A 24769-nucleotide genomic window follows, 5' to 3' on the forward strand; every position below is an offset into this window, starting at 1 on the left:
GGGGCGCTTTGTTTAGTGCGCATATTGAAGGCGCCTGAAATAACATGCAGGGGCTGCCGGTAAATATATTGTAAATATCTGGCGGACTCATGCGTCTACCGTTGTGGCGCCATCCGGCGTGATCACGGGAGCGGGTATGCAGAAAAGATTGGTAGTAAAAAACGCGGTGCAGGAAAACGCCTGGCGGCGCGCCGCGTGCCGCGCCCTCGCGGCGCTGGCGGCGCTGATGTCGATCCAGGGCGCGCAGGCGGCGCCTGTCTTTCCGGGCGGGGTGGAGATACGCCGCACCACGGACGGCGTGCCGCACGTGCTGGCCAGCGACTGGCGCGGACTGGGTTACGGTTATGGCTATGTGCAGGCGCAGGATGCGCTGTGCACGATGGCCGAAGCATTCATCACCTTCGAGGGGCGGCGCGCGGCGTTTTTCGGCGCCGATGGGCGGCCGGCCATCAACTCGACCTTCGGCCGGCCCGCCAATAGCGAACTGGATTTCTTTTTCCGGGCCCATGCCGGCCCGGCCATGGTGAATGCCGCGCGCGCCGCGCAACCGGAGCCGTTGAGCCAGATGGTCGCCGGCTTTGCCGACGGCTATAACCGCTACCTGGCCGAGGCCCGCGCCGGTGCTGCCGACGCCGACGCCGCTGCTCCCGCCGCGGCCTGCCTGAAGCAGCCGTGGGTGCGCGCGATCAGTGCCGACGATATCTACCGGCGCATGTACGCCGCCAGCATCGCCGGCGGCTACGCCCGCTTTATTGCCGAAATTGCCAATGCGCAGCCGGCCCAGGCCGTCGCGGGCGCTGCGGGGCGGGGCGCCGAAGGCGGGCTGGCCGCGCTGCTGGCGCCGCGCGTCGGCGGCGAAGTCGGGCTGGGCAGCAATGTCATCGCGCTGGGCCAGCGCGCCAGCGGCGGCGATGGGGCCGTCCTGTTCGGCAATCCGCACTGGTACTGGGGCGGTCCGGACCGGTTTTACCAGGCGCAGCTGACCATCCCGGGCAAGGTCAACGTGGCCGGCGTGTCGTTTCTCGGCATTCCGGTGATCATGCTGGGCTTTAACGACCATATCGCGTGGAGCCACACGGTGTCCGACGCGCGCCGCTTCGGCCTGTTCGAGCTGTCGCTGACGCCGGGGCTGCCGACCAGCTACCGCTACGAGGGCCGCGACGAGCCGATGGAACAGACCAGCGTCGCGATCGAAGTGCTGGGCGCCGACGGCGTATTGCGCGAACAGCGCCGCACGCTGTACCGCAGCCGCTTCGGACCGCTGATCGACCTGGGGCAGCAAAACGCGGCGTTCGGCTGGAGCGCGCAGCGGGCGCTGGCGGTGCGCGATGTCAACGCCGACAATTTCCGCATCTTCCGCAATTTCTTTTACTGGGCCGAGGCGCGTTCGCTGGATGACTTCATCGCCATCCAGCGGCGCGAGGCGGCGTTGCCGTGGATTAACACGGTGGCGATCGGCCGCGACGACGGCCGGGTCTGGTTCAGCGATATCGGCAATGTGCCGAACGTGCCGGACCAGCTGCGCGCCGCCTGCACCACCGAACTGGGCCAAGCCTTCGCCGGCTTCGACGCCGCCGTGCCCTTCCTCGACGGCAGCCGCGCCGCCTGCGGCTGGCGCGTCGATCCGCGCGCCGCGCAGCCGGGCGCGATGGCGACGGCCGACATGCCGGGCTTGCTGCGCGACGATTACGTGGCCAATATGAACGACAGTTACTGGCTCAGCAACCCGGCCCAGCCGCTGGAAGGCTATCCGCGCACCATGGGCGGCGAACGGCGCGCGCTGTCGCTGCGCGGCCGCTACGGCCACCTGCTGGCGCAGTCGCTGCTGCAGGCCGGCGCGCGTTCCAGCCTGGCGCTGAGCCGGCGCGCGATGGACGCCGTGCTGGAGCCGCGTTCGCACGCCGCCGAGCTGTTCAAGAATGGCTTGCTGGACGGCGCTTGCAACGAGGCCGGCGCGGCGCCGGTGGACGGCCTGACGGATGCCTGCGCCGTGCTGCGCAACTGGGATAACCGGGCCGCGACGGATGCGCCGGGACCGCTGCTGTGGGGCGCGTTCTGGCGCCGGGTCGACAAGATCCCCGATGCGGCGCTGTACCGCACGCCGTTCGACGCGGCCGCGCCGTTGACCACGCCAAGCGCCGTCAACGGCGCCGATCCGCGCGTGCGGCAAGCGCTGGTCGATGCGCTGGGCGACCTGCGCGGCAAGGGCTGGGCGATCGATGCGCCGCTGGGCGATGTGCAATTCGTGCGCGCCGGCGGCCGCCACGCCGGGGTGTTCGGCGGCTGCTCGGCGGCCGGCTATTTCACCATCGCCTGCGCCCGCGGTCCGGACGGCTCGCTCGACGCCTTGGCGGAAGGTAATAGCTATCTGCAAATGGTGCGTTTCGGTCCCGACGGCGTCGATGCGCGCACCATGCTGGCGCACGGCGAGGATGAGCGCGCGCTGGCCGGCGGCCCCGGCGCGGCGCCGCTGCTGCGCTACGCCCGCAAGGAGTGGCTGGCATTCCCGTTCAGCGAAGCGGCCATCGCCAGCGATCCGCAACTCACGCGCCGGGTGCTGCTGCCTTGAGGCCCCGGTATTGCGGATCGAGCGGGCAGCGCCCGCAATAGCCCTCGCCGGGCAGCAGGTAGTACAGGCAGCACTGGCGGTGCAGCGTGACGCACTGCTGGCCGCCCGGCCGCGCCAGCAGCACGCGGCGCGGCCGGGTGTACAGCGGATTGCGGCTGCCGTCGGGCCGCTGCGGTTCGTCCAGCAGCGCCGCGCTGTCGCTTGCCGCCATTGCACCGGCCGCGCCGGGCAGCGCGGCGGCTTCGCGCAACAGATTGTCGAGCAAGCGCGCGACATTCCCCCATAAAATCTTTTCCGGCACGCCCGAGCGGCGCCGCAACTGTGCGAACAGTGGCGCCAGGTGGCCGTCCAGCAGTGCGTGGTAGCGTCGATGGGCGCCGGCGCCGGCCTGGCGTGCGCCCAGCGTGGCGATATGAAAGGCGGCGGGCGCGCCGTGCTGGTCCAGCGTCAGCGCCATGTCGGCCGCCGTGGCTGGAAACAGGTGGTGCAGCAGCGTGGCGGCGGCCGCGACCGGCGGCAGCAGCGCTTCCAGGTAGGCGTTGCTCCATGACGAGGCGGCCGGACGCAGGTCGTCCGTCCCCAGCCGTCGCGCATGGCCGCGCAGCAGCCGGTCCAGCAAGCCGGGCTCGTCCAGCAGCCGGCTGACGGCCAGCCCATGCGGCGCGGGCGGGCCGCACGACAGCGTGCTGCCATACGGCCGCCACGGGCCCTGGAACAGCGGTTCGAGCAGCGCGATCATGGCGCGCCCGGAGAAGCGAGGAAATAAGCGAAGGTCATGCAGCAGATGACGAACCGGGGCCGCAAAAGTTTTCAGGTCTCTGTTAAACAAAGCCGTGGGCGGTTCGTCTTTGACAGGGTGAACCAACGCTACGGGAGTGCCGTGCTTTCTTATTTGATACAACAATCGCGCCGCCTGCTGGCGGCCGCCACCCTGGCCAGCATCGTCTCGGGCGCTTGCAGCGTGCTGATGCTGGTGCAAATCAACCGTGCGCTGACCGCCGCCGACGGCGACGCGCGCGCCGCGCTGGCGTGGGGCTTTGCCGGGATCGCCGTGCTGTCGGCGCTGAGCCACGCGGTGGCCTCGGTGCTGTTCGAGCGCCTGACCCAGCGCGCCCATGCGCAATTGCGGCGTTTCATTTCGGGGCGCGTGATCAGCGCCGACTTCCGCAAGCTGGAGCAGATCGGCGCGCCCCGCGTGCAATCGGCGCTGTCCGAGCACAGCGCCAAGGTGGCTGAATTCTTTGTCTGCTTCCCGGCCATCCTGACCAATGCGGTGGTGGTCGGCGGCTGCATGGTGTACCTGGCGCTGCTGTCCTGGCGCATCTTCGGCGCCGCCGTGGTGGTGATCGGCCTGGGCAGCTATTGCTATCAGCTGGCGCAACGGCGCGCCGTGGTCCACCTGGATGCGGCGGCCAGGGAGCAGGATGCGCTGTTCGGCCACTTCCGTTCGCTGGTCGACGGCGCCAAGGAATTGCGCCTGCACCGGCGCAAGCGCAGCCGGTTCGCCGAGCAGGTGCTGGGCCGCACCATCGACAGCCTGCGCGCGCGGCGCGAAAAGGGCATGTCGCTGTTCGCGCTGGCGGCCAGCTGGGGCAGCTTCCTGATCTACGCCTTCATCGGCCTGGTGCTGTTCCTGCTGGTCGGCGACGCGCCCGACCAGGCCCGCGTGATGACCGGTTTCGCGCTGGTGTTCCTGTACATGGTGACGCCGCTCGAATCGCTGCTGCTGAACCTGCCGCGCGCCAACCTGGCGCGGGTGTCGGCCAGGCGCATCGACGACATCACCCGCGACATGCCGGGCCAGGAAAGCCAGGAAAGCCAGGAAGGCGAGGCCGAGGCGGCCGGCGACACCGCCACGCCGCTGCACAGCCTGGTGCTGCAGGGCGTCTGCCACCGTTATTACCGCGAGTCGAACGACGACATCTTCACGCTGGGGCCGATCGACCTGTCGTTCGAGCCGGGCCAGATCACCTTCCTGGTCGGCGGCAACGGCAGCGGCAAGACTTCGCTGGCCAAGCTGCTGGTGGGCTTGTACCGGCCGGAACAGGGGCTGATCCTGCGCAACGGCGAGCCGGTGACGGATGCCAGCCGCGACCGCTACCGGCAAGGTTTTTCGGCGGTGTTTTCCGACTTCCACCTGTTCGACAGCCTGCTCGATACGGCCTCGCAGCAGCTCGACGAGCGCGGCAACCGCATGCTGGAGCGGCTGCACCTGCATCACAAGGTGCAGGTGCGCGACGGCGCTTTCACCACCCGCGAATTGTCGCAGGGCCAGCGCAAGCGCCTGGCGCTGACGGTGGCGTGCCTGGAAGACCGGCCGTTCCTGGTGTTCGACGAATGGGCGGCCGACCAGGATCCGCTGTTCAAGGACGTGTTTTACCGCGAAGTGCTGCCGGAACTGCGCGCGCTGGGCAAGACCATTCTGGTGATTTCGCACGACGACCGTTATTTCAGCCTGGCCGACCGCCTGGTGCGGATGGAAAATGGCCAGCTCAGCGTGGTCGCCGTGCCACAGCCGCCGCAGTCGCAGCAGGTGTCACGGCAGCCGGCGCCCGGACTGGAAACCGAGGCCGGCCATGCCGCCTGAGCCGCCGCCATACCAGGGCGCAAGGGCCGCATGAAATCGTCGACCTTGCGCGCCTTCGGCGCGCTGCACACCTGGGTCGGCCTGGTGGCCGGCCTGTTCCTGTTTATCGCCTTTTACGCCGGTGCGCTGTCGGTCTTCAACGACCCGCTGCATGTGTGGGAAACCCGCAGCGGGCGGGCCGCCGCGATGACGCCGGCGGCGCAGGCGCAGCCGCTGCTCGATGCGCTGCTGCGCGCCCATCCCGAGGCGGCGCAGCGCTTCACGCTGCGCTTCCCGACGCCGCACGAGCCGGCGCTGACGGCCGAATGGGACCAGCGCCACGCCGACGGCAGCGAGACCGAGCATGTGTTCGCGCTGTCGCCGCAAGGACAGCTGGTGGACCTGACCGCGCGGCCGGCGCTGGCCGACCTGGTCTACCACCTGCATTACACGGCCGGCTTGCCGGAAAGCTGGGGCCTGTATGTGCTGGGCGTGGTGTGCGTGCTGTACGGCCTGGCGCTGGTCAGCGGCGTGATCCTCTACACGCCGGCTTTTTTCAAGGACTTGTTCGCGCTGCGCATCGGCAAGAACCTCAAGCGCATGTGGCAGGATGCGCACAATGCGATCGGCATCCTGTCGCTGCCGTTCCACGTGATGTATGCGTGGAGCAGCGCGGTGCTGGCGCTGGGCGCCTTGCTGCTGGCGCCGTTCCAGTACATGGTGTTCGACGGCCGCCTGCAACCGCTGATACAGGCCGACGTGTCGGCCGGCGCGCCGCGTCCGCCGGCCGGTGTCGGCGCGTCGCTGGCGCCGCTGTCGCAACTGTACGCCACCATCGAACGCGAAGTGCCCGGCATGACGCTGGGCGCCTTGCGTTACCGTAATGCCGGCGATCTCGACGGCCAGGTCGAGGCGTACGGCGAAGTCAGCCAGCGCAGCGTCAGCGCGGTCGCGGCGGTGGTGCTGAACGCCGCCAGCGGGGCGGTCGAGCGGGTGGTCGCGCCGCAAGCCTATACGCCGGGCACGGCGATGCTGCGCGGCCTGTATGCGCTGCATTTCGCCAGCTTCGGCGGCGTCGCGGTGCAATGGATGTACTTCGTGCTCGGTCTGGCGGGCGCCTTCCTTTTTTACAGCGGCAACCTGTTGTGGATCGAGGCGCGCCGCAAGCGCCGCCCGCAGCAGGCCCGCAGCGCGCGGCTGATGGCGCAAGCCACGCTGGGCGTGTGCCTGGGCTGCATCGCCGGCATCGGCGCGCTGTTCCTGGCCAACAAATTGGCGCCGTGGCACAGCCTGGCCGCATGGGAAGCCGGCAGTTATTACAGCGTGTTCTGCGCCTGCCTGCTGTGGGCTTTCATACGTCCGCCGGCGCGCGCGGCGCATGAATTGCTGATGCTGTGCGCCGTGCTGTGCCTGCTGCTGCCGCTGGCGCAATGGTGGCGCGCCGGTGTCGATCCGCTGTCGGCCATCCGGCACGGCGCGTGGGTGGTCGCCGGCGTCGATGGCGTGGCGCTGCTGGCGGGCTGGCTGTACTGGTCGATGGCGCGCGCGGTGCTGCGGCGCGGCCTGCATGGCGATCCGCAAAGCGTCTGGTCGCTGCGTTAAATTTCGCCGCGCCCCGCTCGTCATTCGAGGATACGACGAAGAGCCGGGCCGGCCCGATTTTCGCGGCGCTTCCTGCGCGCCGGCTCCCGTCTTCATCGAGGAGCAATCATGCCGAACCTGTCCATTGAACACTTGTCCACTGAGTACCTGTCCGCGGGCGCCTTGCCGGCCCGCCTGGACCCGATTTCCACCGATAGCGACCTGGCCGGCCTGTGGCGGCGGCAGCGCGAGCATATCGACCAATTGCTGCTGCGCACCGGCGGGGTGCTGCTGCGCGGCTTCGACGTGCCGTCGGTCGCGGCCTTCCAGGAGTTCGCCAGGGGCTACGGCCACGCGCTGCTGAACTACGAGTTTGCGTCGACGCCGCGCAGCGCCGTGTCGTCCGGGGTCTACACATCGACCGAATACCCGGCGCACCAGCATATCCCGCTGCATAACGAACAGGCCTACACGCGCGAATGGCCGATGAAGATCTGGTTCCATTGCGTGACGGCGCCGGCCAGCGGCGGCGAAACGCCGATCGCCGACAGCCGCGCGATTTATCGCGACATGCCCGACGAGGTGCGGCGCCGCTTTGCCGACGGCCTGTGCTATGTGCGTAATTACAGCGAGGATTTCGACCTGACCTGGCAGCAGGTATTCCAGACCGACAGCCGCGACGAGGTCGAGGCGTATTGCCGGCGTTCCGCCATCGAATGCCAGTGGAAGGATGACGGCGAGCTGCGCACGCTGCAGCGCTGCCAGGGCGTCGAGCGGCACCCGGTCACCGGCGAAATGGTGTGGTTCAACCAGGCGCATTTGTTCCATGCATCGAACCTGCAGGCGGAAGTGCGCGAATCGCTGGAAGACATGCTGGGCGCCGACAACTTGCCGCGCAATGTGTGCTTTGCCGACGGCTCGGCGATTCCCGACGCCATGCTGGAGCAGGTCAGGGCGGTGCTGCAATCGAATACCGTGATGTTCCCGTGGCAGGCAGGCGACATCCTGATGCTCGACAACATGCTGGTGGCGCATGCGCGCACGCCGTTTTCCGGCCCGCGCAAGGTGGTGGTGGCGATGGCGCAGCCGCACGGCAACCTGGTCAAGGCGTAATTGCCGGCTTGCGTACTCCCCGTCATTTTTCGCGGCGCCGGCGCATTTCCCCGGCGCCGATAAATTTCCCGCCTTCGCTAAATTTCCACCTTCCGCGCTCGTCATTCCATACAGGGATATCGCTTTTGAACAGGCGCCGCGACGGTAACGCCGTCCGGTTCGCCCGGTAACAACATAGGACGCAAGATGAATCAGGCAACCGCAGTTCGTAACTTTCCGCGCAATATGGTCGAGCACCTGCAAACCCTGGCCCGCACGCGGCCGCGCGACACCGCGCTGATCGCGCTGGGCGCCGGCGGCGAGAGCCGCTTCGACTACGGACAACTGGACCAGCTGGCGCGCGCGATGGCGGTGCAATTGCAGGCGCGTTTCGGCCCCGGCGAGCGTGCCTTGCTGCTGCTCGACAATGACCAGCATTACCTGGTCGCCTTCTTCGGCTGCCTGTACGCCGGCCTGGTCGCGGTGCCGGTGTTTCCGCCCGAATCGGCGCGCGAACAGCACCTGGAACGCTTGCTGGCGATCGCCGCCGACGCCGGCGCCTGCTGCATCCTCGGCACCGGCGCGATCCTGGCGCTGCTGGGCGAGGATGGCGGCGCGGCCCGTTTCGGCGCCGCCGCCGCGCTTGCCGTCGATGCGCTGGATCCGGCAAGCGCCGGCGCATGGCGCGCCCACGTGCCGCAAGAGACCGACATCGCCTTCCTGCAATACACCTCCGGCTCGACCGCCGTGCCGAAGGGGGTCATGGTCAGCCACGCCAACCTGATGGCCAACGAGCGCGCGATCGAGTCCAGCATGGCGGTGACGGCCGACGACGTGTTCGTCACATGGCTGCCGCTGTACCACGACATGGGCCTGATCGGCGGCGCGCTGCAGCCGCTGCACCGCGGCATTCCGGTGGTGCTGATGAGTCCATCGTACTTCCTGCAGCGTCCGCTGCGCTGGCTGGAAGCGGTGTCGCGTTATCGCGGCACCGTCAGCGGCGGACCGGACTTCGCCTTCCGCCTGTGCCTGGAGCGCATCAAGCCGGAGCAGGCCGCGGCGCTCGACCTGTCCAGCTGGCGGGTCGCGTTTTCCGGCGCCGAGCCGGTGCGGCACGATACGCTGAGCGACTTCATGGCCCGCTTCGCGCCGGCCGGCTTGCGGCCGTCGGCGATCTATCCGTGCTACGGCCTGGCCGAGGCGACGCTGCTGGTCAGCGGCGGCGTGGCCGGCTCCGGCATGACGTCGACGCGCTTTGCCGAGACCAGCGTGGCCGCCGGGCTGCCGCTGGCCGCCACCGGCGATCAGCCGCAGAGCGAGCTGGTCGGCTGCGGCCCGGTCACCGCCGGCCATCGGGTCGACATCGTCGCGCCGGACACGCTGCGCACGCTGGCCGACGGCCAGGTCGGCGAAATCCTGGCCAGCGGCCCCAGCGTGGCGGCCGGCTACTGGCGCCGGACCGACGCCAGCGCGGAGACCTTTATCGAACGCGACGGCCGGCGCTGCCTGCGCACCGGCGACCTGGGATTCATGCACCAGGGGCAGCTGTACATCACCGGCCGGCTGAAGGATGTGATCATCCTGCGCGGCCAGAATTTCTATCCGCAAGACATCGAGCGCGCCATTGAAATGGAAGTCGAGGCGGTGCGCAAGGGCCGGGTGGCGGCCTTCGCGGTGTCCGCAGCCGATGGCGGCGAGGGCGTCGGCGTGTGCGCCGAAGTGTCGCGCGGCCTGCAAAAACTGGTGCCGCCGGCCGCGCTGGCCGAGGCGCTGAGCCAGGCCGCCAGCCTGGTGTGCCGCAATGCGCTGACGCTGGTGGTGCTGCTCAATCCGGGCGGACTGCCGAAGACATCGAGCGGCAAGCTGCGCCGCGGCGCCTGCCGCCAGGGCTGGCTGGACGGCACGCTGGACGCCTACGCGGTCTGGTCGGAAGGCCGCATCGTGCAGGGCGCCGCCGCCTCTGCCAATCCTGCCGATGCCGGCCAGGCGCCCCGGCCGGGCACCGAAAGCGAACTGGCCCAATTGTGGCGCGAGGTGCTGAAGCTGGACCCGGCCGCGCCGCTGCGGCGCGACGCGCATTTCTTTGGCAAGGGCGGTAATTCGCTGGCCGCCGTGCAACTGGCGGCGCGCGCCGGCGCGCGCTGGAATATCGACATCGCGCCGCAATTGCTGTTCGAGCATCCGCAGCTGGCCGATTGCGCGCTGCGCATCGACGGCTTGCGCAGCGCCGGCGCGGCGCGCGGCAGCGGCATCGCCGTGCTGCCCGAGGCGCTGCGCGGCGCCGGCGTGCCGCTGTCGCACGCGCAGCAGCGGCTGTGGTTCCTGTGGCGCCTCGACCCGGCTGGCACCGCCTACCATATCGGCGGCAGACTGACGCTGGACGGCGCGCTGGATGTGGCCAGCCTGGACGCGGCGCTGCTGCATCTGCTGCAACGCCACGAATCGCTGCGCACCAGCTTCCGCGCCGGCGCCGACGGCAGCGCCGAACAACTGATCGGCGCCGCGCCGGCGCAATCGGGCCTGCTCCGGCTGGCGCAGGACGACGACGGCGCGCGGCTGCTGGAGCAGCCGTTCGACCTGACGCAGGGCCCGCTGCTGCGCGCCGGCCTGCGCCGCGACGCCGGACAGCGCCACACGCTGGTGCTGGTGCTGCACCATATCATCGCCGACGCGTGGTCGATGCAGCGCCTGATCGAAGAGCTGGCGGCCTGCTACCAGGCGTACCGCGGCGGCGCCGAACCGGCCTTGCCGGCGCTGCCGGTGCAATACGCCGATTACGCCGCCTGGCAGCGGCAGCGGCTGGACGGCGGCGAACGGGTGCGCCAGCTGGACTATTGGCGCGGCGCGCTGGGCAGCCATCATCCGGTGCTCGACTTGCGCACCGACCGGCCGCGCGGCGCGGCGCGCCGCTACACGGCGGCGCAGCACGGCTTCACGCTGCCGCCGGGCCTGGCGGCGGACTTGCGGGCCCGGGCCGGGCAAGCCGGCGCCACGCTGTTCAGCGTGCTGCTGGCGGCGTTCCAGGCGCTGCTGTTCCGCCACAGCGGCCAGCAAGACTTGCGGATCGGCGTGCCGGTGGCCAACCGCGGCCGTCCCGAAGTCGAGGGCGTGGTCGGCTTTTTCGTCAACACCCAGGTGCTGCGCAGCCAGCTCGGGCCGCGCATGACGCTGGCCGCGCTGCTGCAGCAGGCGCGCGTCGCGGCGCTGGGCGCGCAGGCGCACCAGGAATTGCCGTTCGATGAACTGGTCGAGGCCTTGCAGCCGCAGCGCAGCCTGAGCCACAACCCGCTGTTCCAGGTCTTGTTCAACCACCTGGTGGAAGATTACCGCGCGCTGTCCGCGCTGCCGGGCCTGGCGCTCGAGGTGCGGGCGCTGGAGCAGCCGGAGGTGCAGTTCGACCTGGCGCTGGACACCGTCGAAACGCCGGACGGCCAGTTGCGGGTTGCCTTCAGTTACGCGGCCGAACTGTTCGACGCGACCACCATCGCCGGCTATGGCCGGCATTACCTGGCGCTGCTGCGCCAGCTTGCCGCCGCGCCCGAATGCGCGCTGGCCGAGGTCGACCTGGACGGCGCGGCCGGCCGCGCGCAGTTGCTGGCCTGGGGCCGCAACGACGGCGCGGCGCTGGCCACGCTGCCGGCCCACCTGCGCTTCGAGCGCCAGGCAGCCGCCCAGCCGCACGCCGAGGCGCTGGTGTGCGGCGCCGAAGCGCTGACCTACGACGCCCTGAACCGCCGCGCCAACCGGCTGGCGCGGCGCCTGATGGCCGATGGCGCCGGGCCGGGCACGCTGGTCGGCGTGGCGCTGGAACGCTCGCCGGACATGGTGGTGGGCTTGCTGGCGATCCTGAAGGCCGGCGCCGCCTACGTGCCGCTCGACCCGGATTATCCGGCCGGCCGGCTGCTGCACATGGCGCGCGACAGCGGCCTGGCCATGCTGCTGACGCACAGCCGGCTGGACGCGCGCCTGCCGGCGCTGGACGGCGTCGCGCGGCTGCGGCTGGACGGCCTGGCGCTGGACGGGCTGTCCGACGCCAATCCCGGCGTGGCCGTGCACGGCGACAGCCTGGCCTATGTGATCTACACCTCCGGCTCGACCGGCACGCCGAAGGGCGTCGGCATCGGCCACGCGGCGCTGGCGCGCCATATCGACGTGTCGGCGCAATTCTTCGGCCTGCGCGCCGACGACCGCATGCTGCAATTCGCCACGCTCAATTTCGACGGCTTCATCGAACAGCTGTTCCCGCCGCTGGCGCTGGGCGCGGCGGTGGTGCTGCGCGGTCCCGACCTGTGGGATAGCGCGGCCTTTTATGAGCAACTGATCGCGCAGCGCATCAGCGTGGCCGACCTGACCACCGCCTACTGGGCCGTGCTGGCCCAGGATTTTGCCGGGCACGGCCGGCGCGATTACGGCGCGCTGCGCCAGGTGCACGCCGGCGGCGAGGCGCTGCCGCCGGAAGCGCTGCATGCGTGGCGCGACGCCGGGCTGCAGCACGTCAAGCTGCTCAATACCTATGGCCCGACCGAGGCCACCGTCACCGCCAGCGCGCTCGATTGCGCGCCTTACCTGGCGCCGGGCGCGCGCTTGCCGGCGCAGATGCCGATCGGCGCGCCGCTGGCCGGACGCCGTTTATACGTGCTCGATTCCGAGCTGGGCCTGGCCCCGCCGGGCGTGGCCGGCGAGCTGTACATCGGCGGCGCGCTGCTGGCGCGCGGCTACCTGAACCGGCCTGGCCTGAGCGCCGAGCGCTTCGTCGCGGACCCGTTCGGCGCCGATGGCGGGCGGCTGTACCGCAGCGGCGACCTGGTGCGCTGGCTGGCCGATGGCCAGCTCGAATACCTGGGGCGCATCGACCACCAGGTCAAGCTGCGCGGCCTGCGCGTCGAGCTGGGCGAGATCGAGGCCCGCCTGCTGGCCCAGCCGGGCGTGCGCGCGGCCGTCGTCAGCACCCAGCAGGCCGGGTCCGGCGCGCTGCTGGTGGCGCACGTGGCCGCCGATCCCGGCGTCGAGCTGCAGGGCGCTGCGCTGCGCAGCGCGCTGCGCGGGGAACTGCCCGACTACATGGTGCCGTCGGCCGTGATGGTGCTGGCCGCCTTGCCGCTGAACCCGAACGGCAAGGTCGACCGGCATGCGCTGCCGCTGGCGACGCCGTCGGCCGATGCCGAACATGTGGCGCCGCTGGGCCAGGCCGAACAGGCGCTGGCGCTGTTGTGGCAAGAGGTGCTGGGGCTGCCGCGGGTGGGCCGGCACGACAATTTTTTTGAGCTGGGCGGCCATTCGCTGGCGGCGATCCGGGTCACCGCCTTGCTGGCGCAGCGCCACGCCTGCGAACTGCCGGTGCGGCGCTTCTTCGACGCGCCGACGCTGGCGGGCATGGCGCAGGGCCTGTCCGAGGCCGGCTTCGACGCCGGCGGCGCAGCCAGGGCGCGCCGGCTGGACGACATGGCCAATCTTTTAAGCGAATTCGAGGAACAGGAATGAAACGGGACGATCAACAAGGTCAACAGATAGCGCGGCGCTTTGCCGCGCTGGCGCCGGAAGCGCGCCGCGCCTTCCTGGCCAGGCTCGCGGCGATGGGGCTCAATTTCGCCGAGCTGCCGATCGTCGCAGCCGATCCGCAGCAGCGCACCGACGCGCCGCTGTCGCCGGCGCAGCACGGCATGTGGCTGACCTGGCAACTGGATCCGGACAGCGCCGCCTACAGCATGCCCGGCCTGCTGCGCCTGCGCGGCCGGCTCGACCGCGCCGCGCTGCAAGCCGGCCTGGACCACCTGGTGCTGCGCCACGAAGCGCTGCGCACGCAGTACCGCGCGCTGCCGGGCCAGCCGCCGCTGCAAGTGGTGCTGGACGCCGCGCCCTTGCCGCTGGCGCTGCACGACCTGCGCGACTTGCCGCCGGCCGAGGCGCAGGGCGCGGCCAGCCGCCTGGCGACGCGGTTCGCCGCCGCGCCGTTCCAGCTCGACCGCGAGGCGCCGTTCCGCGCCGCGCTGATACAACTGGCCGAAGACGAGCATGCGCTGGCGCTGGCGGTGCACCATATCGCCGCCGACGGCTGGTCGCTGCAAATCCTGGTCGGCGAGCTGCTGCAGCTGTACCAGGGCTACGCCGCCGGCGCCGCGCCGGCATTGGCGCCGCTGCCGATCCAGTTCGCCGACTATGCGCGCTGGCAGCGCAACTGGCTGGACGCGGGCGAACGCGAGCGCCAGCTGGCGTATTGGCGCACGCAGCTGGACCACAGTGGCGACGACGGCGACGCGGTGCTGGCCCTGCCGTTCGACCGGCCGCGCGGCGCGCTGGCCGGCGGCGAAGGGCGCCACCGCTTCAGCTTCGCGCCGGCCGCCGCGACCGGCCTGCGGCAACTGGCGCGCGAGCACGGCGCCACGCTGTACATGGTGATGCTGGCGCTGTTCAAGCTGACGCTGTACCGCATGACAGGGCAGCACGACTTGCGGGTCGCCGCGCCGGTGGCCAACCGCCAGCGCGCCGAAACCCACGGCCTGGTCGGCTACCTGACCAACCTGCAGGTGCTGCGCAGCCGGCTCGACAGCGGCGCCGGTTTCACGGCCCTGCTGGCCCAGGTGCGCGAGGCGGTGCTGGGCGGCCAGGCGCACCAGGACTTGCCGTTCGACTCGCTGGTCGAGGCGCTGGCGCCGCAACGCCAGCCCGGCGTGCATCCGCTGGTGCAAGTCAAGTGCACCGAACAAAGCGCCTTGCCGCTGGCCCGGGTGGTGGCCGGCCTGGCGCTGGAACTGGAAGAATTGTCCGGCGGCGCCGCCCACTTCGACCTCGGCTTCGATTTCATCGACGACGGCGAGACCATCGAAGGCGTGCTGGCCTATCCGGATGCGCTGTTCGATCTGCTCACCATGCAGCGCTGGGCCGGGCAGTTGCAGGCCTGCGCCGTGCAGGTCGCGCTGCAGCCGCGCCGCGCGCTGCGCGAACTGGCGCCGCCGGACGCCGAACCGCTGGCGCTGCTCGACGGCGCTGCCACGTCGTTCGAGCATGCCGACGTGCTGGCCTTGTGGGCCAGCCAGGTGCGGGCCGCGCCGCACGCCGGCGCCGTGCGTTTCGAAGACGCCGAATACAGTTACGCCGAACTCGACGCCGAATCCGACCGCTTGGCCGGCTTGCTGGCCGCCGCCGGCGCCGGCCCGGAAAGCCGGGTCGCGCTGCACGCGCCGCGCGGCTGCGAATTCGTGCTCGGCTTGCTGGCCGTGCTCAAGAGCGGCGCCGCCTATGTGCCGCTGGATCCGCAATTGCCGGCCGAGCGGCTGGCCTTCCAGCTGGCCGACAGCGGCGCGCGCCTGTTGCTGAGCGCCGCCGCGCCGGCCTGGAGCGGTACGCTGCCGTGTCTGCCGCTCGGCTTCGGCGGCGCCCCTGCTGCCGCAGATCTCACGGCGCCAAGGATCGCCCCGCATCCGCAGCAGGCGGCGTACCTGATCTACACGTCCGGCTCGACCGGCCAGCCGAAGGGCGTGGTGGTGACCCACGGCGCGCTGGCCAACTATGTGCAGGCGGTGCTGGCGCGGCTGCAACTGCCGCCGCAGGCGAGCAGCATGGCGATGGTGTCCACCGTGGCGGCCGACCTGGGCCACACCACGCTGTTCGGCGCGCTGTGCTCGGGCCGGCTGCTGCACCTGATCTCGGCCGAACGCGCCTTCGACCCGGACCGCTTCGCCGACTACATGCGGCGCCACGCGGTCGACGTGCTGAAGATCGTGCCTGGCCACATGCAGGCGCTGCTACAGGCGGCGCAGGCCGCCGACGCATTGCCGCGCCACACGCTGGTGATCGGCGGCGAGAGCGCCAGCCAGGCGCTGCTGGACCGGATCCGGGCGCTGCGGCCGGCGTGCCGGGTGGTCAACCATTACGGCCCGACCGAAACCACGGTCGGCCTGCTGACCCATGCCGCCACGGCGCACCAGGCGGCGCCGCTGCCGGCCGGCCGGCCGCTGGCCAACGCCGGCGCCTGCATCATGGATGCCGACCTGAACCTGGCGCCGGTCGGCGTGTCCGGCGAGCTGTACCTGGGCGGCGCCGGTCTGGCGCGCGGCTACCAGGGCCGCGCCGGCATGACCGCCGAACGCTTCGTGCCGCACCCGCTGCTGGCCGGCCAGCGGCTGTACCGCAGCGGCGACCGCGCGCGCCTGCTGGCGGACGGCGCGATTGAATTCCTCGGCCGCGCCGACGACCAGGTCAAGATACGCGGCTACCGCGTCGAGCCGCGCGAAGTCGCGGCGGCGCTGCTGGCGCTGGACGGCGTGGCGGCGGCCGAGGTGCTCGCCGCGCCGGATAGCGAACAGCGCTTGCGGCTGCTGGCCTATGTGGTGTGCGCGGACCGCGACGGCGCGGCGCTGGCGCGCCAGCTGGCGGCGACGCTGCCGGATTACATGGTGCCGGCCGCCATCGTCGTCATGCAGCAATTGCCGCTGACCGCGAATGGCAAGGTCGACCGCAAACGGTTGCCGGCGCCGGAGCAGCCGCAGGGCGGATCGGCCGGCGGCGCGGCGCCGCAGGGCGAGGTAGAGCAAAAACTGGCGGCCATCTGGGCCGAGGTGCTGAAAGTCGGGCAAGTCGGCCGCGACGACAATTTCTTTGCGCTGGGCGGCGATTCGATCCTGACGCTGCAGATCGTGGCGCGCGCGCGCAAGGCCGGCATCCGCTTTTCGCCGCGCCACCTGATGGAAAAACAGACGGTGGCGGCGCTGGCGGCGCTGGCCCAGCCGGCCGCGCCGGCCGCTGTTGCCGCGCCAGCGCCATCCGACACTTCCTCCGCGACGGCGGCCTTCGCGTTGACGCCGGTGCAGCGCTGGTTCTTCGAGCAGCCGATGGCGGCGCGCCATCACTGGAATCAATCGGTGCTGCTGGAACTCGATGCGCCGCCCGACGGCAGGCTGATGCAGCAAGCGCTGTGGCGCCTGGCCGAACGGCATGGCGCGCTGCGGCTGCGCTTCGGACAGCACGACGGCGCATGGATGCAGCGCGAGGACACTGCCGCGCCGCTGCCCAATTACACGCATATCAATCTGGGCCACGAAGCCGATGCCGGCGCCGCCATCGCACGCGAATCGGGCGTGCTGCACGCGGCGCTGGACCTGCAGCACGGTCCGCTGCTGCGCGCCGCCTGGCTCGACATCGGCGCCGCGGGCGCCGCCGCGGGCCGGCTGCTGCTGGTCTGCCATCACCTGGTGGTGGACGCGGTATCGTGGCGTTTGCTGCTGGAAGACTTGCAGGCTATTTACCACGACCTGCTGGCCGGCAGGCCGCCGCAGGCGGCGCCGGACGGCGCCAGTTTCGCCGACTGGTCGCGCGCGCTGCAACAGCACGCGGCCACGCCCGGCGTGCAGGCGCAACTGGCGTATTGGCAAGCCCAAAGCGCGCCGCCGCTGCCGGCCGACCACGCGCTTGGGACCGACACCGAGGGGGCGGCACGCACCATCCATCTGGCGCTGGACCGCGCGTCCAGCGCACAGCTGCTGGGCGGCGCGTGCGGCGCTTACCGCAACCGGCCGGAAGAATTGATGCTGGCCGCGCTGGCCCATACCCTGTGCCGGTGGTCCGGCAATGGCAGCGTGCTGGTCGAGCTGGAAGGCCACGGCCGCGAGGATTTCGACGGCGCGCCGGACCCCAGCCGCACCGCGGGCTGGTTCACCAGCCTGTATCCGGTACGGCTGGTCCCGGCCGCCGGCGACGACATCGCCGGCGACATTGTCGGCATCAAGGAACAGCTGCGCCAGGTGCCGGGCAAGGGACTCGGCTACGGCCTGCTGCGCTATCTGGGCGGGCACGGCGCCGAACTGGCGCGGCTGCCGGCGCCGCAACTGACCTTCAATTACCTGGGCAAGGTCGAGCGCCAGGCCGGCGCCGGCTGGACGCTGGCCGATGACGCCGGCGGCCAGTCGCGCGCGCCGGACAGCCCGCGCCGCTGCTGCTTCGACCTGACGCTGATGGTGCGCGACGGCTGCCTGCTGCTGGACTGGACCTACAGCGCCAACCGGCACGCGGCGGCCACCGTCGAGGCGCTGGCGCATGCCTTTGTCGAGCGGCTGCGGCAGGTGCTCGCGCATGGCGCCGATCCGCTGCAAGGCCGGCTGACGCCGTCCGACGTGCCGCTGTGCGGCCTGGACCAGGCCGCGCTGGATGCGCTGGCATTGCCGGCGCGCCGCATCGAAGACATGTATCCGCTGTCGCCGATGCAGGCCGGCATGCTGTTCCACAGCCAGTACCAGCCGGAGCCGGGCGGCGCGGCCTATGTCAACCAGTTGAGCGTCGATATCGGCGGCCTGCGGGTGGCGCCGTTCGCCGCCGCGTGGCGCGCGGCGATCGCCCGCCACGCGGTGTTGCGCAGCGCTTTTGTGAGCAGCGCCGCAGCGCCGCTGCAGTGGGTGGCGCGCGACGTCGATCTGCCGCTGCGGGAAATCGATCTGCGCGGCCAGGCCGGCGCTGCCGCCGAGGCGGACCGGCTGGCGCGGGCCGAACTGGAGCGCGGCTTCGATCTGGCCAGCGCGCCGCTGATGCGGCTGCTGTTGCTGCGCCTGGACGGCGCAGCGGATGGAATCTCGGCCGCCGCCCCGCTGTATCGGCTGGTCTGGACTTGCCACCATCTGCTGCTGGACGGCTGGAGCAGCAGCAGCTTGCTGGCCGAGGTGCTGCGCGAGTATGCCGGGGAAACGGTCAGCGCGCCGGCCGGCCGCTACCGCGACCATATCGCGTGGCTGCAGGCGCAGGACCGGCCGGCGGCCGAAACCTGGTGGCGCGGCCAGCTGGCCCGCATCGAACAGCCGACCCGGCTGGCCGACGTGCTGGCGGCCCCCGCGTTGCAGTCACCCGCCTTGCCGGCGACCGCCGGCGCGCAGCTGTTCGGCGGCCATCAGCAGGTGCTGGACGGCGCCGTCACCGCGCGCCTGCTGGCCACCGCGCGGCGCGAACGCATCACCTTGAATACGCTGGTGCAGGGCGCCTGGATCCTGCTGCTGCAGCGCTACACCGGGCAAGCGGCGGTGACCGTCGGCGTGACGACGGCGGGCCGGCCGGCCGAACTGGCCGGCGCCGAACAAGTGCTGGGCCTGTTCATCAATACGCTGCCGCTGACGGCGGCGCCGTCGCCCGGCGCCGCCGCCGGCGACTGGCTGCGCGCGCTGCAAGCCGATAACCTGGCCATGCGCGAACATGAACACACGCCGCTGGTGGAGCTGCAGCGCTGGGCCGGCCATGGCGGCCAGGCGCTGTTCGACACGCTGATCGTGTTCGAGAATTTCCCGATGGACCAGGCGCTGCTGGCGGCCGCGCCCGGCGGGCTGCGCTTCGGCGCCATCGGCGGCCGTGACGACACCCATTATCCGCTGACCATCACCGCCGTGCTGGCCGGCGGCGTGGACCCGGCGCTGCGCCTGCATTACAGCTACGACGCGGCACGTTTTTCGGCGCCGCAAGTGGCGGCCATCGCGGCCCAGGCCGAACGCTTGCTGGCCGCATTGGCCGATACGCCGCAACTGCCGTGCGGCGCGCTGCCGCTGCTGGCGTCCGACGCCGAGACGGCATTGCTGGCCGCGGGCGACAATCCGCGGCGCTATCCGGCCGATCAGGCGGTGCACCGGCTGATCGAACGCCAGGCCGCATTGCGGCCGGACGCGCCGGCGCTGGCGCACGACGGCGTCACGCTCAGCCACGCCGAGTTGAACCGGCGCGCCAACCGCCTGGCGCGGCAGTTGTCCGCGCTCGGCGTCGGCCCGGAGCGGCGCGTCGGCGTGGCGCTGGAACGCTCGATCGAGATGGTGGTGGCGGTGCTGGCGATCCTGAAGGCCGGCGGCGCCTACGTGCCGCTCGATCCCGCTTATCCGGCCGAGCGGCTGGCCGCGATGATGGACGACAGCGGCGTCATGCTGATGCTGGCCCAGTCCGGCATCGCCGCCACGCTGCCGCGCCGGCCGGGACTGGCGCTGCTGGAGGTCGTTGCCGAAACCGGTACGGACGCGGCGCCGCCCGAACTGCAGTCGAACCTGGATTTGAACCTGGACCTGCCGGTGCATCCCGACTCGCTGGTCTACCTGATCTATACCTCCGGCTCGACCGGCAAGCCGAAGGGCATCGGCGTCGCGCACCGCGCGCTGGCCGAGCATGCCCAGGTCGCGGTCGGCTATTTCGGCCTGACGCCGGCCGACCGCATGCTGCTGTTCTCGACCATCAATTTCGACGGCTTCGTCGAACAGCTGTTCCCGCCGCTGGTCGCCGGCGCCGCCGTGGTGCTGCGCGGGCCGGCGTTGTGGGACAGCGACACGTTTTACCGGACCACGCTGGAGCAAGGCATCACCATCGCCGACCTGAGCACCGCCTACTGGAATATGCTGGTGCAGGACTTTGCGCGGCATGGCGTGCGCGACTATGGCGCGCTGCGCCAGGTGCAAGCGACCGGCGAGGCGATGCCGCCGGAAGCGCTGCAGGCATGGCGGGCGGCCGGACTGGGCCATGTCAAGCTGCTGAACACCTATGGGCCGACCGAGGCGATCGTTACCGCCACCGCCTACGATTGCGCGCCGTATGTGTCGGGCGGCTTGCCGCTGCCGGCGCAGATGCCGATCGGCCAGCCGCTGGCGGGCCGCCGCGCCTATGTGCTGGACGCCGAATTGCGGCTGGCGCCGCCCGGCGTGCCCGGCGAATTGTGCCTCGGCGGCGAACTGCTGGCGCGCGCCTATGCCGGCCGAGCGGGACTGTCGGCCGAGCGCTTTATCGCCGATCCGTACGGCCCGGCCGGCGCGCGGCTGTACCGCACCGGCGACCTGGTGCGCTGGTCCGCCGACGGCCGGCTGGAATACCTGGGGCGCTTCGACCACCAGGTCAAGATCCGCGGCTTCCGCATCGAGCTGGGCGAGATCGAGGCGCAGCTGATGGCGCGCCCCGGCGTGCGCGAAGCCGTGGCGCTGGCGCTGTCCGGCGGCCGGCTGGCCGCCTACGTGACCGGCGAGAACCTCGACGGCGCCGCGCTGCGCCAGGGCTTGGCCGGCCTGCTGCCCGACTACATGGTGCCGGCCGTGGTGGTGGTGCTGGCGGCGCTGCCGCTGACGCCGGGCGGCAAGATCGACCGCAAGGCGCTGCCGGCGCCGGATTTCGGCGCCGCCGTCGAGCAGCCGCTGGACGGCGCGGCCGAACAGGCGCTGGGCGGACTGTGGCGCGAGCTGCTGGGGCTGGAGCGGGTCGGCCGCGACAGCCACTTTTTCGAGTCCGGCGGCCATTCGCTGCTGGCGATACAACTGTGTTCCCGGGTCCGTTCGGCGCTGCGCGCCGAGTTGCCGCTGCGCGCGGTATTCGCCCATCCGCGCCTGGCCGACATGGCGGCGCACATCGTGACCGCCGTCAGTCACGAAGCCGCTGCGCTGCTGCCGGTGGCCCGGCGCGCGGCGATGCCGCTGTCGCCGGTGCAGCACCGCCTGTGGCTGGTCGACCGGCTGGCGTCGCCGGCGCAGCGCAGCGCGTACAACATCGCCGCCGCGCTGCGCCTGAGCGGCGCGCTCGACCCGCAGCGGCTGCAGTGCGCGTTGAACGCGCTGGTGCGACGCCACGAAGTGCTGCGCACCAGCTACCCGCACAGCGAGGACGGCGATCCGTATGCCGCCATCGCCGCCGTGCTGGAATTGCCGCTGCCGCTGCTGGACCTGTCGGCGCAGCCGCCAGCGCAAGCCCGGCGCAGCGTCGCCGGGCTGCTGGCCGAGCAGCGCCGCCAGCCGTTCGAACTGGAGCATGGCCCGCTGCTGCGCATGGCCTTGCTGCGTCTGGATCCGCGGCAGCATGTGCTGCTGCTGTGCGTGCACCACATGGTGTTCGACGGCTGGTCGGAGGCGGTGTTCCTGCGCGAACTGGCGGCCTGCTACCAGGGCGCCGAAGCCGGCCTGCCGGCCTTGCCGGTGCAATACGCCGATTATGCGGCCTGGCACGCGGCCAAGTTCGAGGGGCCGGCCGGTGCCGCCTCGGCCGCGTTCTGGCGTGATTACCTGGCCGGCGCGCCGGCCTTGTCGACCCTGCCTGGCGACGGTCGGCCGTCCGCATCCGGACCGGTCGCGGCGGTACGCAGCGCGCTGGCGCCGCTGACGCTGACGGCCGACGCCGCGCTGCGCCTGGAACAGCTGGGCCGGTCTCACGGCGCCACCTTGTTCATGGTGCTGCTGGCCGCGTTCCTGCAAGTGCTGCACCGCGAGTCGGGACAGGACGACCTGGTGGTCGGCACCGATACCGCCGGCCGCGACCGCACCGAGCTGGAAGGCTTGATCGGCTTCTTCGTCAACGTGGTGCCGCTGCGCTCGCGCCGGGATGCCGCGCAGCAGGACGATTTCGGCGCCTGGCTGGAGCGCGTGCGCGACAGCGTGCTGCGGGCCTTCGAGCACGGCGACCTGCCGTTCGACCAGATCGTCGATGCGGCCGGCGCCGGCGCGGCCAGGGAACGCGGCCGCCATCCGCTGCTGCAAACGCTGTTCGTGCTGCAAAACGTGCCGGCCGGCCGGGCCGATATCGATGGCCTGGCGATCGAATTGCTGCCGGACCAGGGCGCGCCGTCTAAATTCGAGCTGGCCGTATTCGTCTCACAAGAGCAGGGCAAAGAACAGGACAAAGAGCGGGGCAGCTTGCGCGCCGAATGGATTTATCACGCGGACCGCCACCAGCACGCCACGGTTGCGCGCGCCGCGCAAGCCTGGCAACGGACATTGGACCAATTGGCCGGCGTGCCGGGCTATGCCCCGGCCGGCCCGGCCGCCATTGAAACAGAGGAGAACACCATCATGACAAAACCCGCACCAGCGGCCGGAAAACTGGACCGCCTGAATAAACTGTCCGCGCCGCGCGGCGCCGCCAGGCCGGCGGTGTCGATGTCGTTCCTGCGGCCCGGCCAGGAATTCCCGGCCGTGATCGAGGCCAGGGACGCCGGCCTGGACGCGGTGGCCTGGGCCCGCGAGCAGCGCGACCTGGTCGAGAGCATGCTGCTGCGCCACGGCGGCATCCTGTTCCGCGGTTTCGGCCTGCGCACGGCGCAGGAATTCGAAAGCTTCGCCGAAGCCATCGAGCCGCAGCTGCACGGCGATTACGGCGACTTGCCGAAGAAGGAAGGCGGCCGCAACATCTACCGCTCGACGCCGTATCCGGAACGCCAGATGATCCTGTTCCACAACGAAAGCGCGCACCTGGACCAGTGGCCGCGCAAGCAGTGGTTCTTTTGCGAGCTGCCGTCGCCGGTCGGCGGCGCCACGCCGATCGTCGATTGCCGCGAAATGCTGCGCCGCCTGCCGGCCGAACTGGTGGCGGAATTCGAGCGCAAGCAGCTGCTTTACATTCGCACCTTCAACAACCGCCTCGACGTCAGCTGGCAAGACTTTTTCAAGACGACCCAGCGCGCCGAGGTCGAAACCCGGCTGCGCCTGGCCGGCATCGACTTCGAGTGGCTGGACAACGACGAGCTGCAGACGCGCACCCGCTGTCCTGCCGTGATCGCCCATCCGGTCAGCGGCGAGCGCGCCTTCTTCAACCAGGTGCAGCTGCACCACGTCAGTTGCCTGGAGCCGGAACTGCGGGCCGACCTGCTGACCATGGTCGGTGCGCACCGTTTGCCGCGCCAGGTCTGCTTCGGCGACGGCTCGCCGATTCCCGATGCGACCATGGAACTGATCGGCCGCACCTACGAAGAGTGCGCGGTGCGTTTCGATTGGCGCCAGGGCGATGTCATCATGCTCGACAACATGCTGGCCGCGCATGCCCGCGATCCGTTTGAAGGGCCGCGCAAGATCGTCGTCGCAATGGGCGAGATGGTGCGCCGCGCCGACCTGGAACAGCAGGCCGCGCAGCCGCCGCAACAAGATACGAACCCGGCCGCCAGCAGCGCGCCGCAACAGACACAGGAAAATTAAACATGGACACCACCCAGCACGCCGCCCCCCATTGGCCGCTCGGCCCCGAGCAAGCCATGCTGGCCGATCCCGGCGCCAGCCATTTCGTCACCGCGCATAGCGACCAGCGCATCGATCCGCAACGCCTGCAGCAGGCGCTGGCTAGCGTCGTCGAACGCCATCAATCGCTGCGTTGCGCCTACCTGGCGCTGCCCGGCTATCGCGGCCTGCGCCAGCAGGAGCGGCAGGCGACCCAGCCGGCCGTGGCGCTGGCCGAGACGCTGGACGCCGCGCGACTGGCCGTGCCGGACATCGCAGCCGGCCAGGCCATCGCCGCCAGCGTGATCCATCACGGCGTATCGGCCTCGACCGTCGCGCTGAACGTGGCGGCGCTGGCGGCCGATCAGGCCAGCCTGCCGCTGCTGTGGCGCGAACTGCAGTCGGCCTATGCCGGCCAGCCGGCGCTCGATGAGGTGTTTCAGTACGCGCAATATGTCGAGTGGCGCCAGGACCTGGACGACGACGAGGAAGCGGCGCAAGGCCGGGCCTATTGGGACGATTACCTGAAGCGCCATGCCGGCGCGGTGCGGCCGCAACTGTGCTACCGCGGCGCGGCAGCGGCCGGCGCGTCCCCGGTACCTGCCCATGGCGCGGTGCGCGCAGAGCTGGACGCCGGCATGCTGTTGCGCCTGGAGCAAGCGGCCGCGGAGCACGGCGCCGACCTGGAAACGGCGCTGCAACTGGCCTGGTGGCTGCTGCTGGCGCGCTTGTCGGGCAACGGTCATGTGCTGGGCGGCTGGCAGCACGATTGCCGCCGCGATTACGAAGTGATGCGCGGTGCCGTCGGCGTGTTCGACAAGGTGATGCCGGTCGCGGTCGAGCTGACGCCAGGCAGCGGTTTCGGCGCCTTGCTGGCCGCCTTGGCCGAAACGCTGGAAGCCCATCGCGGCGCGCAAGAGTATTCTGCGGCGATGGCAGCGTCGGCCGCGCCGTCGGCCTGTTTTGTCTTTATCGAGGACACGGACGGCGCCGCCGGCTGGCGCGCCGATCCGCTGCCGGGCCCGGCGCGCCGTTACGAACCTGGCGCTGCACGAT

At 70.9% G+C, this 24769-nt stretch carries 8 protein-coding genes (1 of these 8 only partly in view); 7 read left to right on the forward strand and 1 reads right to left on the reverse strand.

Annotation, left to right across the window (positions count from 1 at the left end; all coding sequences use genetic code 11):
- Positions 1-136: 136 nt before the first annotated feature.
- Entirely contained in the window at positions 137-2569 is a 2433-nt protein-coding gene (locus GJA_RS08110; protein WP_081905285.1) for a penicillin acylase family protein, read from the forward strand.
- Here the strand turns inward: GJA_RS08110 and fhuF are convergent.
- On the reverse strand, positions 2544-3308 hold the full coding sequence (fhuF, locus tag GJA_RS08115; RefSeq protein WP_038490812.1) for a siderophore-iron reductase FhuF: 765 nt from the start codon (positions 3306-3308) through the stop codon (positions 2544-2546). The two genes, GJA_RS08110 and fhuF, sit on opposite strands and share 26 nt — an antisense overlap.
- Positions 3309-3449: 141 nt before the next feature.
- On the opposite strand from fhuF, the gene GJA_RS08120 reads away from it, so the two are divergent.
- The 6 genes from GJA_RS08120 to GJA_RS08145 all read left to right on the forward strand — a co-directional run.
- Positions 3450-5156: a cyclic peptide export ABC transporter gene (locus GJA_RS08120; RefSeq protein ID WP_081905286.1), complete on the forward strand. Its 1707-nt coding sequence runs from the start codon at positions 3450-3452 to the stop codon at positions 5154-5156.
- Positions 5157-5186: 30 nt separating this feature from the next.
- Complete coding sequence (locus GJA_RS08125) at positions 5187-6737, forward strand: PepSY-associated TM helix domain-containing protein (protein ID WP_038490815.1); 1551 nt, start codon at positions 5187-5189, stop codon at positions 6735-6737.
- A gap of 108 nt (positions 6738-6845) precedes the next feature.
- Positions 6846-7829 (forward strand): TauD/TfdA family dioxygenase, encoded by a 984-nt coding sequence (locus GJA_RS08130; protein ID WP_051780466.1) that lies wholly within the window; start codon positions 6846-6848, stop codon positions 7827-7829.
- A gap of 186 nt (positions 7830-8015) precedes the next feature.
- Positions 8016-13289 carry a non-ribosomal peptide synthetase gene (locus GJA_RS08135; protein ID WP_081905287.1) on the forward strand — a complete coding sequence of 1758 codons (5274 nt, stop codon included), beginning with the start codon at positions 8016-8018 and terminating at the stop codon, positions 13287-13289.
- Complete coding sequence (locus GJA_RS08140; RefSeq protein WP_081905288.1) at positions 13286-23695, forward strand: non-ribosomal peptide synthetase; 10410 nt, start codon at positions 13286-13288, stop codon at positions 23693-23695. Before GJA_RS08135 ends, GJA_RS08140 begins: the two co-directional genes overlap by 4 nt.
- 56 nt (positions 23696-23751) lie before the next feature.
- Positions 23752-24769: the 5' portion of a condensation domain-containing protein gene (locus GJA_RS08145; protein ID WP_479686742.1), read on the forward strand. The gene runs 20 nt beyond the window's last position; the window shows 1018 of its 1038 coding nt (coding positions 1-1018); it begins with the start codon at positions 23752-23754; its stop codon lies beyond the right edge, outside the window.

Origin of the sequence: Janthinobacterium agaricidamnosum NBRC 102515 = DSM 9628 (assembly GCF_000723165.1) — a bacterium.
GTDB classification, from domain to species: domain Bacteria; phylum Pseudomonadota; class Gammaproteobacteria; order Burkholderiales; family Burkholderiaceae_D; genus Janthinobacterium; species Janthinobacterium agaricidamnosum.